The following is a 15,497-nucleotide window of genomic DNA, read 5'->3' as shown; positions in this document are numbered from 1 at the left end:
ATGTATGTACAGTTATTTTCTCAGGGGGAGGAGTTGTGCAGGATTTGTTTTTCGAAACCATAGCCGTACAACGTATTGGTTTGCTTGCTAAATTAGCAGTGCATAGTGATTGTTCTTGTGATGAAAAAGATGTGATATTTTCCTGGCTAGTCGAGTTGACCGCCGATCTGGAAAAGCGGCTTGATTCTGATGAAATAAAAAGCCCCTCGCAGGGGGCCAGTTAAGCAGAGGCGGCTTGCAATAGGTCCAGGGTGATTTGCTTTTGCTCCGGTGACATGCTGGTAATTAGCTGTTGCAGCATTGCATCACCGGATTTAGCGCTTGGGCTGAGAGTGTGGGAAAACGTCAAATTCATAACAAAAGTATGACCACACTCTACATCTGCACAGGCGCAATAAATATCTGCGATTTCGCGATGTTTTCTGTTTGTTTTCTTGATTATTGCTGGCGAACCGCAATCAGGGCATTTGATTTTTAATACGCGCACTTTCCATGCTCCATATGATTTCGGATGCCTGGATTTTAACCTTTTTTCTTTCATGCCGCACCGTTTCCCGTTTCGATATTGAAATTAAGATGCAGATTTAGTGGGATTTCTTTGTCGCTGTTGACCGCTTCCATAAATCGACGTTGCAGGGGCGTTACCTCGCTGCGCTTGTACGTGGTCTCGGCTTTTTCAGGATCGCCCAGGCCAGCGGCATTTTGCGCGATTTGCCCGGCCAGCCCTGCCGGGAAGCGGTGGGCGTTCAGCACATCCTGTGCGGAAATGTTCTTCACACTGGCAAATTCGTCTTTTGCACTGATATCCCCCATCTGAATAAACTGCACTCCTTCTTTGTCACCGCCAGGGATATTCACCAGGATGGTTGAAAAGTTTCCGATCCCTTTGCTGTCACGCAGCTGGCGCTCAATCTCTTCTTCCACCTCATCGGTCATACTGGGGTCACGGGTGTAGAGTATGCCGCCTGTATGTGCGCCATTGTGGTAGTAACGGCGGCGAAAAATGACCGCCTCACTATTGAGTAATGCGGAGTGGATGCCGCCAATATAGTCCGGCAGGCCATAGATGTGCTGTTGCGGATCGTACTGGCGCATAAAAATAACGTCCTCCTGCTGATATACGAGGGGTTCACCTTGTTGCAAAACGACAAATTCCCCCGTTTTTCGGCGTCGGGTGTAGAGGCCGGGCAGGGGGGCAATGGCGTCCACCTCACCCCATCCGTTGCGAATTTTCACAAAGCCCACATCGCCGAACGTGAGGAAATCAAACACCGCCGCTTCCATCTCGTCGCGGCTCAGTCCGCCCCCGGTGTAGTCCGCCATCACCATGTTTTTTCGGGCGTGAATAATCCCCCCATGCTGGCCATTCAGGTTGATCAGTTGTGCCAGTGCCAGGCGGTCAATCGGCAACGTATAGTGATTGGCCTCATTGTCATACCAGACGTCCGCATAATCGGTGCCTGTCGTCAGTACCGGTTCCGGTTTACCGAAGCGAAGCACGCTCATTTTCTTTTCGGGTGGCGTGGTGCGGGTGTCGCGCTGCCTGTATTTTTTCTTTTTGGTCATGCTGCTTTCTTAAGCCCCCATTTCGATTTTGGCTTGTTCTCATAGTTGAGTGGTTCGTTGTGCAGTGCGTGTGTGATCGCCCAGAACGCTTCTGCGTGTCCGGTTTCCTGCGTGCGGTCTGCGACAAACGTCATAGCGTTTCCGCTTTGGGTACTGGTGCGGCGGATGGCCATAAAACTGGCCGGAATTTCTTTCTGGTCTTTGTCCCACTCGATGCGGCTGCTTTCCACCACGTCGCAGGCTTTCAGTACCAGCTGATCTTTCGTGTTGCGGTCATAGCGAATCGGCCTGGCCACACGCATGGCGAAATGCTGGATGTTTTCAAAAACCCCCTGTCCGATCCCGGTGACGTCAACGCCGATGTAGGCGAAGTTGTAGCGCCGGAAAAGTTCTTCGATCTGCTTTGCCTGGTAGCGGAAGTTCATGCCTTTCCAGCTGAACACCCGCAGCACCCGGAATTTCTCCGGCGCAAAGATGGGAGGCGCAACAATGACGAAACAGGACAAATCACCGCTTCGCGCCGGGTCAAATCCGCCCCATACCGGGCGATCACCAAACGGGCGCGGGGCGTCCGGGTTGTGATCCTGCCAGGTGTCCGTTTCGACGCCGCAGGCTTGCAGGTCGGAGAACCTGAAAACGCTGTCTTTGCTGTCAACGAAGACGCACATGTACAGCATGTTGAAGGTGCTTTCGTTGTAGCGGTTGCGCAGGCGGTCAATGCTGGCCAGGTTAAACCCGCCTGCAATTGCGTCCTCCATCGTAATGACATAGCGCCACTGGCCATCCGGGCAAAGGCGTCCGCCGTCGCGCAGCTCGTTGAAGGACGGAAACGGCACATGGGCGCGTTTCTTGCTGCCCTGTTTCCATTCTTCACCTGTCCAGAACGGGTAAGCCTGGTGCGTCTTGGCTGACGGGGTGGAAAAGTAAGTTGTACGCCATTTATCGTGCGTGGCCATTGCGGAGGCAACTTCGTTCAGCTTCGCGAAGCTCGGCACCCAAAAATATTCATCGCAATACAGGTGGCCACTGTAGGACTGTGCGGTGTTTTTGTTGGTGGACAGAAAACGCAGTTCTGCGCCGTTACTCAGGCGAATAGGGTTGCCCGTCAGGGTGATGCCAAAGAATTGCTCCGCAATATTTACGATATAGCTTCGAAACACCTCCGCCTGGGGGCGCGAAGCTGACAGGAAAATTTGCGGGTCGCCTGTCATGACGGCATTTTCAAAGGCTTCAAAGGCAAAATACCAGGTCGCACCGATCTGGCGGCTTTTCAGGATATTGCGAACATGCTGGCCAATATTCAGGCGCAGGTGTTTCTGGTATTCGAAGAGGTTTTCTTCTGCGAATGCGTCGAAATCTTCCTGTGTCAGCCCGGAAATGTCGTTTTTGCGGTACTTGCGTTTTTTGCGTGGCTGCTCGTCGTCCTCATCTCCGCCGCCGTGGTCGCTGCGTTTGCCCTGGCTTTCCGCCATCTTCTCTTTGTGCTTATTGCTCTGGGCGCGCAGTTTCGTGGCGTGAGCAATCAGCATGTCCATCTCTTTTAATTCCAGGTCGGTTTTGCCGTCCCGTCCGGCCAGCAACTGATAACGCCGCTCAATGGCATCTTCGGTGCTTTCATGGCTTAACAGATCAGCCCATTGATATTTCTCCGCCCAGTAGTAAACGATCCGCGCATTCGGCAGATTTAAATCTGATGCAATTTCTTTCGGGGTGGCGTGGCGCAAATAAAGCGCACGGGCAACGCCCTTTAATTCTTCGGAATATTTAGCCATAGGCTTAATTATGCCGTGGCTGTGTTTAAAAAACGGTGGCTTTAATTCGCAGGTGTTCTGCTATTTACGCTTATCCGAACTGACCAGAATTAAACAGGATGATGCACTGTTATTTATTCGCAATAATCATTTTGCAATTACGGCAAGGTGAGGGGATATGTCCCATTTAAAAACTGACTGGCTGTGTATTGCCACCGAAGGGGATACGGTAGACGGGCGACAGATTTACCGTGAATGGATTATTGACATGGGGGAAACTTATAACCCGGATCATCCTAATCACTACGGCGCTATGATTTGGCCGGAACATTCACGGGACTGGGGTAATTGTGGTGAAGTGGCAGAATGTATGTGGCAGGACGGAGAGGACGGACTTGCCCGCTTATATGCAAAGCTCACACCTAACCTGAATCTTATTCATGCGAACCGCGAAGGGCAGATGGTTTATTTCTCCATCGAACCCGAGGAAAACTGGCGGGGTAGCGGAAGGACGTATCTCAAAGGACTGGCGGTAACAGACCGCCCGGCAAGTGTTGGCACTACGCGGCTGCGTTTCTCAGAAAAACGCAAATTAACAAAACAAGGATATTACGCTTGCGCAATGTCCAGTGACGGTAAAATTACGCAGGAAATGAAAATGAAAACTCCGTGGCAGAAATTATTCAATATCGAACCCAAAAAGAAGTTTGAAGAAGAAAATAATGATGTGCCGTCAGGTGACGACAAATTGCAGGCACTTGCAGAAGTAGTTAATGGTATTGAAGAACGCCTGGCAAAAGTTGAAGAACAACTTTCAGCGGCACAGGGCGATATTGAAACTATTGCCGAAGTCGTGGACACAGAAGAATTTGCCAGTCTGCGCGACAATCTGCCAACGATTCTGACGAATTTCAGCAAGCTGGATAAAAAAGTCACGGCGTTACCAAAGCGCCATTTTGGGGATAAAGGCGGCAAAGGCTTTAAATTCCTTTAAGCGCTATCCGGGATAGCCCTATTTATTATTAATCGCGTCAACGCGGGGAATATCTATGTATTTAAATGATCGTGCGCGCCAGTTGATGGAAGCGTTTTGTGCGGGAATGGCGCGGGATTATGGCGTTGCAAATACCGAGCGCTATTTTGCGATGACCGACCCGAAAGAAACCGCATTGCGTCTGGCGCTGCTGGAATCTGTTGAGATGCTCAACATGATTACCTGCCTGGACGTGGATCAGTTGTCCGGCCAGGTAATTTCTGTCGGGGCGTCTGGTCTTTATACCGGGCGTAAAGAAGACGGGCGCTTTATTCGCCGTGTGGGTGTGGACGGTAACACCTATCAGCTTGTCGAAACCGACTCCTGCGCGGCCCTGCGCTGGGATTTGCTCTCCGTCTGGGCCAACTCCGGCAAGACCGAAGAAGAGTTTTTCCAGCTGGTGCAAACCTTCTCTAACCAGGCCTTTGCGCTGGATATGCTGCGTATCGGTTTTAACGGTCAGAAAGCCGAAAAAACTACGAATTACGAGACCAACCCTAACGGGGAGGACGTAAACAAAGGCTGGCACGCCATCATGAAAGAATGGGACAGCGGCAAGCAGATCATCACTGATGCCGTCACGCTGGATGATAAAGGCGATTACCGTTCGCTGGATGCGATGGCGTCCGACCTCATCAACACCAAAATCCCGCAGCAGTTCCGCACAGACCCGCGTCTGGTTGTACTGGCTGGCGCTGACCTGGTGGCCGCTGAACAGTTCCGCCTGTACCAGGGGGCTGACAAGCCTACGGAAAAAATTGCCGCGCAGATGCTGGGTAATACCATCGCCGGGCGTCCGGCTATGGTCCCGCCGTTCATGCCGGGTAAACGCATGGTGGTGACCATGTTGCCGAACCTGCACATCTACACCCAGCGCAATACGCGCCAGCGTAAAAATGAATTTGTTGACGACCGTAAACAGTACGAAAACAAATACCTGCGTAACGAAGGGTATGCCGTTGAAACGCCGGAGCTGTACGCCGCAATTGACGAAGACGCGGTGACCATTGGCGAGCTGACGGAACCCGGCGAGGGCTGATAAATGGCACTTTCACCCGCGCAACGCCATAACCAGAAAATTGCCCTGAAAAAGCAGCTGGCAAACCGTCAGGCCGTTGAAAGCCTCGACAGCCTGCACATCCAGATTCAGGCGCTGAATCAGGACCTGGCTTACCTGAAAGCACTGCCGATGATGTCTGACCGTATCGCGCATAAGCGTGACGTGCTGTTGCCGAAGTGGATGCCAACGGTTGAAGCCTATCTGGAGAGTGGCAGCGTGTTTGTGCATCCGGTCTTTGCCTGGTGCGTGGTGTGGCTGTTTGACGTGGGCGATCTGGATAAGGGGCTGGAGCTGGCAGATATCGCCATTGCACAGCACCAACCGACGCCGGACAGCTTCCGCAGCACCTTCCCGGCATTTGTGGCCGACACGGTCATGGCCTGGGCGGACAGTACGACGGCAGCGGGTGAAAGTATCGAACCCTATTTTTCACGCACGTTTGAGAACGTCACAACACGCTGGCGGTTACACGAGGAAATCACGGCGAAATGGTACAAATTCGCCGGGTTGCAGCTGCTGCGCGACGACAACGGGCAACCCCGCGCCACGGCAGTGGAAGACGCGGAAACGCTGGAAAAAGCCGCCGTACTGCTGGCGACGGCGGAGAAGCTTTATAAAAAAGTGGGCGTAGGCACGATGCGTAACCAGATTGCGGCGCGCCTGCGAAACCTCGCAAAAGGACAATAACGACTACCGCAAGCCGGGCGGACGCGGAGGAGGGCAGCGCACAGATGTGCAATGTGCCGTGGATTCCGGTCAGTCCGCCTTTTTCGGGGGAAACATGTTTAGTGGCAATCCGATCAACTACAGCGACGTGCCGTTAATTAATAACGGTTTCTGGCCGGATCTGAACCTTAAAGATTTTCAGGAGCAACGCGCCATTCCGCCCGATCTTGATGCGGGCACGGTGGGGCAGGCACTGGTTACGGCAGTCACGGAAGTGAATGCCGGGCTGGCTTCGGTGGAGGAAAAGCACCGGGCGGCGGGTTATGTGACGGCGGCGAGTGTGCCGGGCGTCACCCTGGGTGAGCTTAACGGGTTGTGCGCGCAATACACGAAAGCGGTGTTTGCCCGTGCCAAAGCTGACCTGCTGGGCGAGTTTGCCACCATCGGGCGGCGTGACAGCCATCCGGGGCAGGAAAGCGAGGAGACGCGCGCCGGGCTTCTGGCTGAGTCTTCGGTGACTATCCGGCTGATGAAGGGGCATAAGCGCGTCACGGTGAGCAAGGTATGAAAACCCAGCTTGATTCTCTGACTGAGTTTTTTAAGGCCAGTGTGCCACCACGCGCGCAACTGGGCTTTTCCAGCCTGATTGACGAAATGCGCATTGTTCCTGCCGCAAAAGATTTAGGCCAGGGGCAATACCGCCAGGCGGTGATCCGTTACAGCGCATTGCTTTCATGGGAGCGCTTCCCGTACCGGCTTTGTGCGCCGCAGCTGCTGGTTGCGCTGATGGAAGCCTGGCTGGATGACCACGGCAACGAGGTGATGGACGAGCTGGGGATCACTGATGCGGAACCGGAATGGGATGTGTCGGTGGAAGATGAGGAAACCGCTACGGTGGTGCTGACCATGCCGCTGGTCGAAGAACTGGTGATACGCCAGGACGAAAAGGGGCTGATCCCGTGGCGGGGTGAGCGCTGGTCACTGGTTGACCCGGAGATCCTGACCGCGTACAGCGCGGCGATTTACGGTAGTGGCCATGACGGTGCGCCAGTGGGTGACGACTAATGTTTGCTGGCGGTGAGCTGAATAAAAAACAGCTTCAGGAGCTTCGCGGGGCGCTGGCCAGTCTGGCGTTACCCCCTAAAAAGCGCCAGCGTTTGCTGTGGCGCCTGGCGAAATACGGGCTGATTGCCGCAGCAAAACGCAACGTCAGGAATCAGCAGACGCCGGAGGGCACACCCTGGCCAGGACGTAAGACAAAGCGGCGCGGGAAGATGCTGCGGAACATGCCGAAGCTTCTGCACATCCGGGAAATGCCGGAAATCGACGCGGTGCGGGTGTATTTGCAGGGCGGTGGCTACCGTAATGGCGAAACCCCTGTCCCTGCCGGGGTGGTCGGATACGCACAGCAAAACGGTATGTCTGTTCGTGTCAGCCGCAGCGGGAAAGCGCGCGGCAGTCACGCCGGAAAGATGGCCACCATTGCGCAGGCCAAAAAACTGCGGGCACTGGGGTATCAGGTACAGCGCGGAAAACGGCTCATCAGGCCAGGGTATCGGCAGATTACCGAAAGCATGGCTTACGACCAGGCAGGACTTTTGATCCGCAAACTGAGTGGTAAGGCTGTGAAAAACAGCTGGCAGATTGACCTGCCTGCCCGTGTCTTTCTCGGCATGAGCGATGACGAATTTAACAAGGCGCTGGCGCGCCAGTTGCAGGCTATCGGCTTCGGCTGGGACGTGAATGCGCAGGATATTAAGGGGAAACCATGACCTGGCCACAAGTAGAAGTAAACCAGGTAAACCAGTTGCTGGGCGAAGTGACAGAAGTCGAACGCACGGTGCTGTTTATCGGGAAAGGGACGACCAACACCGGAAAAACCATCGCGGTGAACACGCAGACGGATTTTGATGCCCTACTGGGGGCTGCGGATTCGTTGCTGAAAAGCAACCTTGCGGCAGCGCAGGCCAATGCGGGGCAAAACTGGTGGGCGTTTGTTCACGTTCTTCCGGTAGATGCCGCCGCAGGCGACTGGGTGAAAGCGGTGCTGGCCGCGCAAACCTCCTGCTCTGTTGAAGGGGTGGTGCTGTGTGAACCGGTCAGCGAAAAGGAGGTGATTGCCGAAGCGGTAACACTGCGATCCACCCTGATTGCGAAATTTGGGCGCTGGGTGTGGTTCATCCTGGCCGTTGAGGGCTTTCTTGCCAGTGAAGACCAGGCGGACTATCTGGAGCGCCTGTCTGTATTGCAGGACGGCATTGCCGAAAAGGCGGTGCAACTGGTTCCGCTTATCTGGCGCAATGCACCGGGCGTACTGGCCGGGCGGCTGTGTAACCGGGCGGTGACCGTTGCTGACAGCCCTGCGCGTGTCCAGACCGGGGCACTGATCGATACAGGCAGCGCCGAATTGCCGAAGGATGGCGCAGGGGCAACGGTGGACATTGCCACGCTGAAAGCGCTCCAGGCCCAGCGGTACAGCGTGCCGATGTGGTATCCCGATTATGACGGGCTTTACTGGTCTGATGGCCGCACGCTGGACGCGGAGGGCGGGGATTACCAGTCTATTGAAACGGTCAGGGTTATCGACAAAGCGGCGCGACGGGTGCGGTTACTGGCTATCGGCAAAATCGGGGATCGCTCCCTGAACAGTACGCCGGGCAGTATTGCTGCGCACCAGACACTCTTTGCGCGTCCGCTGCGTGAAATGTCAAAGGCCGTTGAGATTAACGGTGTGCAGTTTCCGGGGGAGGTGAAATCCCCGCAGGACAGTGATGTACAAATCGTCTGGAAAACGAAAAAACACGTCGAGATTTACATTGTGGTGCGCACCTATGAAATGCCGCTGCAAATCTCGATCAGTCTGCTGCTTGACCAGACCACGGAGGCCAGCGCATGAGCAAACGTATCAGCGGTATGTCCTTTGATTTCTTTATTAACAGCGCTCTGGTACACGCGGAGACCGTTACCCTGGACATTACTGATAACACCGCAGCCGCCACCACTCACGGTGTACCGGATGGGTATGTTGACGGGGATGTTTCGGCAGAGGGTGAAATTGAACTGAGCATGAAAGCCGTGGGGGTGATTAAGTCACTCGCGCAGCAGGCGGGTTCATGGCGCGGTATTCCCCCCGTTGATCTGCTGTTCTACGCAAAGGCCGGGGACGAAGAGGCGAAGGTTGAGGCATTCGGTTGCAAGCTGAACCTGTCCAGCCTGGTGAACATTGAACCAAAGGGCGGCTCGTTATCGACGCGGAAATTTAAATTTATCGTGACTGATCCGCGCTTTATCAATATCGACGGCATCCCGTATCTGGAAGCGGAAGCCACCCAGAACCTGATCGGCTAAGGGACATTATGCAGGAACATGAGAAAAGCCTTTATACGCTGCTGGTTATCGGTGCGCTGATCGCGATTGGCAAAGTGCTGTCCAGCAATGACCCCATCACCCCGCGTCATTTCATTGGCCGGGTAATTCTGGGGAGCTTCGTTTCTGTGATTTCTGGTGCGGCGTTACTCCAGATCCCCGATGCCAGCCCGCTGGCTATCCAGGGACTGGGGGCCGCTCTGGGGATTGCGGGTTATCAGGTAGTGGAATTGTGGTTGCGCCGCCGTGCAGCCGGGAAACTGAGGGAGGACGCAAAGTGACACTGGGCGAAAAACAGCAGTTATTTACCATCATGGTGGCCAATCTGGTTTTGTGGGCGGAAACCCACGGCTACCGCCTGACTTATGGCGAAGCGTACCGGACGCCGGAACAGGCGGCGCTGAACGCGAAAAAGGGGAGCGGCATTACTAACAGTCTGCATACCCAGCGCCTGGCCGTGGATTTCAACCTGTTTATTAACGGGGAATACCAGACCCGCACCGAAGCGTATTTACCGCTGGGTGAATACTGGGAGTCACTGGGCGGCAGCTGGGGCGGGCGTTTCAGGACAAACCCGGATGGCAATCATTTCAGCCTGGAACATAACGGGGTGCGCTGATGACAAATGGCCAGTGGTTGATTGTGGTTGCGGTGGCGTTTGCGTGGGGCTGGCTGACGGCTGACTGGCGTCGTGACAGCCTGGAGTTATCGATCACCACGGCGGCGACGGCAGCGGCGAATAAAACCCGCGCCACCACACAGACCATTGCCAGTGATTCCGCGCGGCGTCTGGAAACCATACTGGAGGGGCTGGCCAATGCGCAACCGCGTGAAATTCGTACCGAAATGGTTAAGCCGGTTTTTACTAACGTGTGCGTGTCTGATGAGTTTGTCCGCCTGTTCAACGAGGCCGCAGATAACGCCGGACGTACCTTATCAGGAAAACCTGAAAACAAAATGCCCGGAGACACTGCCGCGCCTTGAGGGAACAACCGGGGCTTATGTCGCCGGGGTGTTACTGGAATATCAAAATTTATATTCAGTCTGCGCAGCGCGTCATAACACGCTCGTGGATGAAATTAATCAGCGAGAGAAAATAAATGAGCGAAAAAATTAAATTAGCCGTTGCAGGTGTTGAACTGGTATTTGCCCCTAATGTCACTGCGTACAATAAATTTATTAACGATATGTCGATGGATAACAAAGTCGCTCCGGCTGTGGGTTATTTAAATCGTATCGTTGAAGCGGAAAGTAAAGAAGCGCTGGCCAGTATTATTCAGCGTCCCGGCGCGGCGCTCCAGCTGGTTGGCAAGATTAATGAAATCTATGCCCCTGAGCTGGAGATTGAAGTAAAAAACTAACACAGCGAGTCCAGGCGATTGAATCAAACGGACTCAGCCAGTACGTAATATTACGCCGTCATTACCTCCCGCACGGGGAGGATAATATTGATGATATTGCCGCTGCCGTCTGGCTGGATAACCGCTACTGGGAATATATGTCGGTAGCAATAGCCAATGGAATAGGCACCGCTTTTAAAGGTTCTTAATGAAACAACTGGATTTTACATTAAGCCTTATAGACAAATTAACGCGCCCGTTAAAGCAGGCGCAGGCGTCGGTAACGGGCTTTGCGGATAAATCAAAGGACGCCTTTAAACGTATTGGTGTGGGCGCGCTGGCCATGTGGGGTGTCGCGCAGACGGTGCGCGGCGCACTGTCTCCGGCTATTGATATGTTTGATGCGCTTAACGAGGCATCCGCGCGGGGTATCGACAGCACGGCGCTGCAAACTGTTCAGCGTGATGCGCTTTTATTCAGCGCGACCTATGGGGCAAGCGCCGTCGAGTTCGTCAACTCCACGGCGCAAATTAACGGGGCCATCGACGGACTGACGGCAACGGAACTGCCGAAAATGACCAAAGTCGCGAACACCCTGGCGTTTGCGATGAAAGCCACGTCAGAGGAAACCTCCGAGTTTATGCGCCAGATGTTCGGCAACTTTAAAACTGATGCTGACCGCCTGGGTAAAGTGCAGTTTGCCGAACAGCTGGCCGGGAAAATGACCGTGATGCGCCAGCGTTTTGGCGCGGAAATGGGGCTGATTAAAGACCTGATGGAAGGGGCGCGCGGCGTCGGAAATAACTTCAATATCGGGATTGATGAGCAGCTGGCCGTACTGGGGCAACTAAGCCGTACTCTGGGAACGGAAGCCAGCAGCGCGTATGAGCAGTTTATGAATGGCGCGGGAGAGGGCGCGAAAAAACTCGGCCTGTCCTTTAAGGATGCGCAGGGAAATATGCTCTCTATGCCGGAAATGCTCATCAAATTGCAGGGCAAATACGGCAAAAGCCTTGAGGGCAATCTTAAGGCACAAAAAGAACTGGATGACGCGTTTGGTGACAGTTCGGCGGTGGTGAAACAGCTGTACGGCAACATTGACGTGTTGCAGCGCAATATCACCGAACTGGGGGGCGCTGACGGACTGAGGCGCACCCAGGAAATGGCGCAAAAGATGGTGAAGCCGTGGGATCGCTTTGTGGCCATCCTGAATGCCGCGCAAACCGTTATCGGGCTGACGCTTCTGCCTGTGCTGTATCCACTGCTGAACAGGCTGGCGGATATGGGGCAGACATTTGTCAGGTGGATGCAGATGTTTCCCAATATCGCGCGCGTGGTTGGTTACGTCACGCTGGCTGTCCTCAGCCTGGCCGGGGCCGGGGCGCTGGCTAACATCGTGATGGGCGTATCGACATTCATCATGGTGGGCCTGAAAGGACTCTGGAAAGGGCTGACGCAGGTCACAAAGATTTATACCGCTACGGTCTGGCTTGCCTCAAAAGCGGTGGCGGCATGGAACCTGACACTAAAATTCCTGCGCGGTACGCTGCTTGCGGTTCGCATGGCAGCGATATCGGCGGGGATCGGTTTTAACCTGTTGAGCTGGCCAGTGTTGTTGATTATCGGGGCCATTGCCCTGCTGGTTGCCGGGTGTTATCTGCTGATCAAACACTGGGATGCGGTGAAAGCGGCGGTCATGAATACCCGCGCGTTTGCGGTGGTGGCCGGGATGGCCATGTGGGTTGCCGGGGTGTTCCGGCAGGTGTGGACGTCCGTCACTGCGGGCTGGCAACGTCTGGTTGCGGCGCTTGCCGGATTGTCTCCGCTGGAGGCTGTCGGGGTGATGGCCAGCGCGATCCTTCGTCTTTTCAGCCGGGCATGGCAGGCGGTGACCACATTACTGATGGACAGCAGGCCATTCCGGGCATTAGCCGCCATGACCGGATGGCTGGGCGGCAAATTTACAGCGGTATGGGAGAAAATCTCCGCAGGCTGGAAAGTGGTCGTCATGCTGTTTTCTGTCGTCTCTCCGCTCGATGTACTGGCGGGAATGGCGCAGGCTATCAGGGGTTACTTTGCCGGGGTGTGGGCGTCCTTCACTGACGGTATTAACCGGATTATTAATGCCTGGTCAGGGGTGACCGGTTCATTAAGTAACACCGCTGCATTCACGGTTATCCAGGGTGCAATTTACTGGCTGGCGAATGTGTTTACTTCTGCGTGGAATGCTATTTCGGATGGCTGGAATAATTTCACGGCATTACTGACAGGTTTTTCACCGATTGATGCACTGGCAGGAATGGCCAGCGGAATAATCGGCGTATTCGATAATGTATGGGAAACCATCAAAGGGACGTTTTTAAATTCATGGAACTGGATCGTAGAAAAACTGAATAAAATTCCCGGCGTGAATATCTCCCTTTCAGGTGATAACGGCGATAAAAAAATCAGCCAGAATGTTCTTTCCACGGGCGGGAAATTAACGGGAATTGAAAAAGGCGGTATCAGTAAAGTTGTCAGCAGTAATTCAAGAAGTGTGACAGACCAGAGTAAGCATTATGGTGAAATTAATTTCTATCACACAGCGGCAATGACGCCGGGGCAACTTGCGGAATGGAAGGAATTAGAATGAGTGATTTATATATAGACCTGCTGATCGAGGGGCGCAATTTTGTTCTCAATCCCGGTAATGAACCCCTTTTATGTAATAACAGCCGAAGCATCGGGCAGGACGTTGTTCATTCAATTCTGGAAAGCGGTCTTGCAACGGAATTAATTGCCGAACGCAGCCCGACATTGCGCGGAGACATATTAACCCGGCTGGAATTGCTGATTGAAGATGATGAACGCATTGAACCGGGCAGCGTGGTGATTTCAGAGGAAGGGCTTAAACGCCTGTGGATCACTGCGACAACGTGGGATTTTGGCCAGATTACGGCGAGCGTTGAATTATGACAGAAAAACCAAAAGTGGATTTTGACGCGGTGGTTAAGCAGTCCGGTATGCCGACCACGGCAGAAGAGCTGCGCACCCGTTTTAATGCCATCGTTGCCGAAGAGGGGCTGATTACTAACACGTCCCGCATGTCGCCCTTCTGGCGACTGGTGACGGCGCTTATCACCACGCCTGTGCTCTGGCTGAAAGATGTTCTGGTTAAAGCGGTGCTCGTAAATATGTACGTGGCAACGGCATCCGGCCCGTTGTTGCGCCTGCTGGCCTGGGCGGTAAACGTCACGGCGAAACCTGCGACAGCTGCGCAGGGGGTTATCCGTTTCTACAAAGCTGATGCCGCCGTGGTGACGGTGAAAGCGGGAACGGCAGTGCAGACCGAACGCATCAACGGCGTGGTGTATGAGGTGGTGACAACCGAAGATTTCACCCTCACTGCCGATCAGTCCAGTGCGCTTATCCCGGTCACGGCGACCGCGACAGGCGGCGCGTTTAATCTTGCTCCGGGATATTACCGCATTTTACCTGTGGCCGTGGCGGGTATCAGCCGCGTCGTGAACGATGAGGACTGGCTGATCACGCCAGGCGCTGACGAAGAAAGTGATGATGAACTGCGCGAGCGTTGCCGCAATCAGTTTAACCTGGTCGGAAATTACCACACCGACGCCGTATACCGATCCATGATTTCCGGCGTGGCCGGGCTGTCCATTGACCGCATCTTTTTCCTGCACGATGCACCGCGCGGGCCGGGGACAGCCAATGCGTATCTGTTGCTGGATACGGGGGTGGTTTCTGCCCCGTTCGTGGCGGCGGTGAATGATTACATTACGACGCAGGGCAATCATGGCCACGGCGATGACATGCAGTGTTTTGCACTGCCGGAGACGCTGCATGATTTACGGGTGACGGTGTATGTCAAATCGCTGGCCAACGTCACCGCCGACGACCAGGCATTACTGAAAACAGGCATTACCAACATGGTGCGCTGTGCCTTTCGGGAAAATGCCGACTATGACGTGAAAAAGACCTGGCCGTATTCACGGTTCAGTTTTTCGACACTGGCGGCAGAAATCCATGACCAATACCCCCTGGCGGATTCACTGGTTTTTTCCCTTGCCGACATTATCAGTGAACTGAGTATCCCGCGCCTGAAAACCCTGACGGTGGAATTACTGAATGACTGATTTTCTGGAGAAACTGAAAACGCTGGCGCTCCCCTTCTGGATGAATGACGGGGAACCGAAAGCGCTATTGCGCGCGGCCCGTAAATTCTGGGCGCTCGTATATGGCTGGATCACCTGGCCTGTTAATCAGCTTGATCCGCTGACCTGTTCAGAAGCGTTGCTGGGGCTGATGGCCTATGACCGGGATATAACCCGGTTTGACGGTGAACCGCTGTCACTGTTCCGCAAGCGCATTGCGTATGCCTTTGTTAATGCGGCGGATGCCGGGTCTGTGGCGGGATTCATTCGTATTTTTGACCGTCTCGAAATTGGTTATGTGGAATTACTGGAACGGCAGGACGGTATTGACTGGGATGTTATCACTGTACGGGTCACGGACAGCCAGATTGCAGCCAACACGCAGCTGATGATCCAGATTATCCGGCAGTATGGCCGGACGTGCCGCCGCTACCAGTTTGAGGTGATGACCTCTGAAAAATTCGTGATCCGCGCAGGGTGGGATCAGGGTGAATACGTGTGCTATCCGGCCAGCCTGGGGAGCAATGAGAGTGGCGGCGCGACATTCAGCGCCAGCCTGTAGGG

At 54.3% G+C, this 15,497-nt stretch carries 21 protein-coding genes; 18 read left to right on the top strand and 3 right to left on the bottom strand.

The genetic code is table 11. The annotated features are described in order from the left end of the window. The first annotated feature begins 35 nt into the window (after positions 1-35). Positions 36-224, top strand: coding sequence for a hypothetical protein (locus ACS0RQ_RS18570; RefSeq protein WP_317077452.1), 189 nt, complete (start codon positions 36-38; stop codon positions 222-224). Here the strand turns inward: ACS0RQ_RS18570 and ACS0RQ_RS18565 are convergent. From ACS0RQ_RS18565 to ACS0RQ_RS18555, 3 genes are read right to left on the bottom strand one after another with little or no spacing between them, the layout of a single operon-like run. Next, the gene (locus tag ACS0RQ_RS18565) at positions 221-541 is read right to left on the bottom strand and encodes an Ogr/Delta-like zinc finger protein (protein ID WP_317077451.1); all 321 of its coding nucleotides are present in this window, start codon (positions 539-541) and stop codon (positions 221-223) included. The two genes, ACS0RQ_RS18570 and ACS0RQ_RS18565, sit on opposite strands and share 4 nt — an antisense overlap. Continuing rightward, the gene (locus tag ACS0RQ_RS18560; protein WP_334632979.1) at positions 538-1,566 is read right to left on the bottom strand and encodes a phage portal protein; all 1,029 of its coding nucleotides are present in this window, start codon (positions 1,564-1,566) and stop codon (positions 538-540) included. Before ACS0RQ_RS18560 ends, ACS0RQ_RS18565 begins: the two co-directional genes overlap by 4 nt. Further along, entirely contained in the window at positions 1,563-3,338 is a 1,776-nt protein-coding gene (locus ACS0RQ_RS18555; protein ID WP_334632977.1) for a terminase large subunit domain-containing protein, read from the bottom strand. Before ACS0RQ_RS18555 ends, ACS0RQ_RS18560 begins: the two co-directional genes overlap by 4 nt. 157 nt (positions 3,339-3,495) lie before the next feature. Between ACS0RQ_RS18555 and ACS0RQ_RS18550 the strand changes: the two genes are divergently transcribed. From ACS0RQ_RS18550 to ACS0RQ_RS18470, 17 genes are all read left to right on the top strand, one after another. Next, a complete protein-coding gene (locus ACS0RQ_RS18550; RefSeq protein ID WP_334632975.1) occupies positions 3,496-4,311 on the top strand; it encodes a GPO family capsid scaffolding protein in 816 nt (271 codons plus the stop codon). Positions 4,312-4,366: 55 nt separating this feature from the next. Beyond that, the gene (locus ACS0RQ_RS18545; RefSeq protein WP_334632973.1) at positions 4,367-5,389 is read left to right on the top strand and encodes a phage major capsid protein, P2 family; all 1,023 of its coding nucleotides are present in this window, start codon (positions 4,367-4,369) and stop codon (positions 5,387-5,389) included. A gap of 3 nt (positions 5,390-5,392) precedes the next feature. Continuing rightward, positions 5,393-6,097 (top strand): phage terminase small subunit, encoded by a 705-nt coding sequence (gene gpM, locus ACS0RQ_RS18540; protein ID WP_334632971.1) that lies wholly within the window; start codon positions 5,393-5,395, stop codon positions 6,095-6,097. Between the two features lie 94 nt (positions 6,098-6,191). Next, positions 6,192-6,644 carry a head completion/stabilization protein gene (locus ACS0RQ_RS18535; RefSeq protein WP_334632968.1) on the top strand — a complete coding sequence of 151 codons (453 nt, stop codon included), beginning with the start codon at positions 6,192-6,194 and terminating at the stop codon, positions 6,642-6,644. Then, complete coding sequence (locus tag ACS0RQ_RS18530; RefSeq protein WP_334632966.1) at positions 6,641-7,141, top strand: phage tail protein; 501 nt, start codon at positions 6,641-6,643, stop codon at positions 7,139-7,141. The genes ACS0RQ_RS18535 and ACS0RQ_RS18530 overlap by 4 nt, the downstream gene beginning before the upstream one ends. Beyond that, positions 7,141-7,848: a hypothetical protein gene (locus tag ACS0RQ_RS18525; protein WP_334632964.1), complete on the top strand. Its 708-nt coding sequence runs from the start codon at positions 7,141-7,143 to the stop codon at positions 7,846-7,848. Before ACS0RQ_RS18530 ends, ACS0RQ_RS18525 begins: the two co-directional genes overlap by 1 nt. After that, on the top strand, positions 7,845-8,972 hold the full coding sequence (locus ACS0RQ_RS18520; protein ID WP_334632962.1) for a DUF2586 domain-containing protein: 1,128 nt from the start codon (positions 7,845-7,847) through the stop codon (positions 8,970-8,972). Before ACS0RQ_RS18525 ends, ACS0RQ_RS18520 begins: the two co-directional genes overlap by 4 nt. Continuing rightward, the gene (locus ACS0RQ_RS18515) at positions 8,969-9,424 is read left to right on the top strand and encodes a phage protein (RefSeq protein WP_334632960.1); all 456 of its coding nucleotides are present in this window, start codon (positions 8,969-8,971) and stop codon (positions 9,422-9,424) included. The genes ACS0RQ_RS18520 and ACS0RQ_RS18515 overlap by 4 nt, the downstream gene beginning before the upstream one ends. Positions 9,425-9,432: 8 nt before the next feature. Next, positions 9,433-9,723: a phage holin family protein gene (locus ACS0RQ_RS18510; protein ID WP_071194510.1), complete on the top strand. Its 291-nt coding sequence runs from the start codon at positions 9,433-9,435 to the stop codon at positions 9,721-9,723. Then, the gene (locus tag ACS0RQ_RS18505) at positions 9,720-10,061 is read left to right on the top strand and encodes a M15 family metallopeptidase (protein ID WP_071194511.1); all 342 of its coding nucleotides are present in this window, start codon (positions 9,720-9,722) and stop codon (positions 10,059-10,061) included. The genes ACS0RQ_RS18510 and ACS0RQ_RS18505 overlap by 4 nt, the downstream gene beginning before the upstream one ends. After that, entirely contained in the window at positions 10,061-10,426 is a 366-nt protein-coding gene (locus ACS0RQ_RS18500; RefSeq protein WP_317077436.1) for a hypothetical protein, read from the top strand. Before ACS0RQ_RS18505 ends, ACS0RQ_RS18500 begins: the two co-directional genes overlap by 1 nt. Before the next feature lie 116 nt (positions 10,427-10,542). After that, a complete protein-coding gene (locus ACS0RQ_RS18495; protein ID WP_317077435.1) occupies positions 10,543-10,803 on the top strand; it encodes a putative phage tail assembly chaperone in 261 nt (86 codons plus the stop codon). 17 nt (positions 10,804-10,820) lie between these two features. Beyond that, positions 10,821-10,991 (top strand): DUF6890 family protein, encoded by a 171-nt coding sequence (locus ACS0RQ_RS18490; RefSeq protein WP_394373797.1) that lies wholly within the window; start codon positions 10,821-10,823, stop codon positions 10,989-10,991. Beyond that, positions 10,991-13,414, top strand: a complete 2,424-nt coding sequence (locus tag ACS0RQ_RS18485) for a phage tail tape measure protein (protein WP_499079226.1) — start codon at positions 10,991-10,993, stop codon at positions 13,412-13,414. The genes ACS0RQ_RS18490 and ACS0RQ_RS18485 overlap by 1 nt, the downstream gene beginning before the upstream one ends. Next, positions 13,411-13,737, top strand: a complete 327-nt coding sequence (locus tag ACS0RQ_RS18480; RefSeq protein WP_317077434.1) for a DUF2590 family protein — start codon at positions 13,411-13,413, stop codon at positions 13,735-13,737. Before ACS0RQ_RS18485 ends, ACS0RQ_RS18480 begins: the two co-directional genes overlap by 4 nt. Continuing rightward, a complete protein-coding gene (locus tag ACS0RQ_RS18475; protein WP_334632952.1) occupies positions 13,734-14,915 on the top strand; it encodes a baseplate J/gp47 family protein in 1,182 nt (393 codons plus the stop codon). The genes ACS0RQ_RS18480 and ACS0RQ_RS18475 overlap by 4 nt, the downstream gene beginning before the upstream one ends. Next, positions 14,908-15,495: a hypothetical protein gene (locus ACS0RQ_RS18470; protein ID WP_071194516.1), complete on the top strand. Its 588-nt coding sequence runs from the start codon at positions 14,908-14,910 to the stop codon at positions 15,493-15,495. The genes ACS0RQ_RS18475 and ACS0RQ_RS18470 overlap by 8 nt, the downstream gene beginning before the upstream one ends. The last annotated feature ends 2 nt before the right edge of the window (positions 15,496-15,497 follow it).

This window comes from Phytobacter diazotrophicus, from assembly GCF_052061655.1.
Lineage (GTDB): Bacteria > Pseudomonadota > Gammaproteobacteria > Enterobacterales > Enterobacteriaceae > Phytobacter > Phytobacter diazotrophicus.
This window is presented reverse-complemented; position numbering and strand designations above follow the sequence as displayed.

Excerpts from the sequence above, each read along its gene's own strand:
- ACS0RQ_RS18565 (WP_317077451.1), bottom strand. The coding sequence starts at position 541 with ATGAAAGAAAAAAGGTTAAAATCCAGGCATCCGAAATCATATGGAGCA.
- ACS0RQ_RS18560 (WP_334632979.1), bottom strand. The coding sequence starts at position 1,566 with ATGACCAAAAAGAAAAAATACAGGCAGCGCGACACCCGCACCACGCCA.
- ACS0RQ_RS18555 (WP_334632977.1), bottom strand. The coding sequence starts at position 3,338 with ATGGCTAAATATTCCGAAGAATTAAAGGGCGTTGCCCGTGCGCTTTAT.
- ACS0RQ_RS18550 (WP_334632975.1), top strand. The coding sequence starts at position 3,496 with ATGTCCCATTTAAAAACTGACTGGCTGTGTATTGCCACCGAAGGGGAT.
- ACS0RQ_RS18545 (WP_334632973.1), top strand. The coding sequence starts at position 4,367 with ATGTATTTAAATGATCGTGCGCGCCAGTTGATGGAAGCGTTTTGTGCG.
- gpM (WP_334632971.1), top strand. The coding sequence starts at position 5,393 with ATGGCACTTTCACCCGCGCAACGCCATAACCAGAAAATTGCCCTGAAA.
- ACS0RQ_RS18535 (WP_334632968.1), top strand. The coding sequence starts at position 6,192 with ATGTTTAGTGGCAATCCGATCAACTACAGCGACGTGCCGTTAATTAAT.
- ACS0RQ_RS18530 (WP_334632966.1), top strand. The coding sequence starts at position 6,641 with ATGAAAACCCAGCTTGATTCTCTGACTGAGTTTTTTAAGGCCAGTGTG.
- ACS0RQ_RS18525 (WP_334632964.1), top strand. The coding sequence starts at position 7,141 with ATGTTTGCTGGCGGTGAGCTGAATAAAAAACAGCTTCAGGAGCTTCGC.
- ACS0RQ_RS18520 (WP_334632962.1), top strand. The coding sequence starts at position 7,845 with ATGACCTGGCCACAAGTAGAAGTAAACCAGGTAAACCAGTTGCTGGGC.
- ACS0RQ_RS18515 (WP_334632960.1), top strand. The coding sequence starts at position 8,969 with ATGAGCAAACGTATCAGCGGTATGTCCTTTGATTTCTTTATTAACAGC.
- ACS0RQ_RS18510 (WP_071194510.1), top strand. The coding sequence starts at position 9,433 with ATGCAGGAACATGAGAAAAGCCTTTATACGCTGCTGGTTATCGGTGCG.
- ACS0RQ_RS18500 (WP_317077436.1), top strand. The coding sequence starts at position 10,061 with ATGACAAATGGCCAGTGGTTGATTGTGGTTGCGGTGGCGTTTGCGTGG.
- ACS0RQ_RS18495 (WP_317077435.1), top strand. The coding sequence starts at position 10,543 with ATGAGCGAAAAAATTAAATTAGCCGTTGCAGGTGTTGAACTGGTATTT.
- ACS0RQ_RS18485 (WP_499079226.1), top strand. The coding sequence starts at position 10,991 with ATGAAACAACTGGATTTTACATTAAGCCTTATAGACAAATTAACGCGC.
- ACS0RQ_RS18480 (WP_317077434.1), top strand. The coding sequence starts at position 13,411 with ATGAGTGATTTATATATAGACCTGCTGATCGAGGGGCGCAATTTTGTT.
- ACS0RQ_RS18475 (WP_334632952.1), top strand. The coding sequence starts at position 13,734 with ATGACAGAAAAACCAAAAGTGGATTTTGACGCGGTGGTTAAGCAGTCC.
- ACS0RQ_RS18470 (WP_071194516.1), top strand. The coding sequence starts at position 14,908 with ATGACTGATTTTCTGGAGAAACTGAAAACGCTGGCGCTCCCCTTCTGG.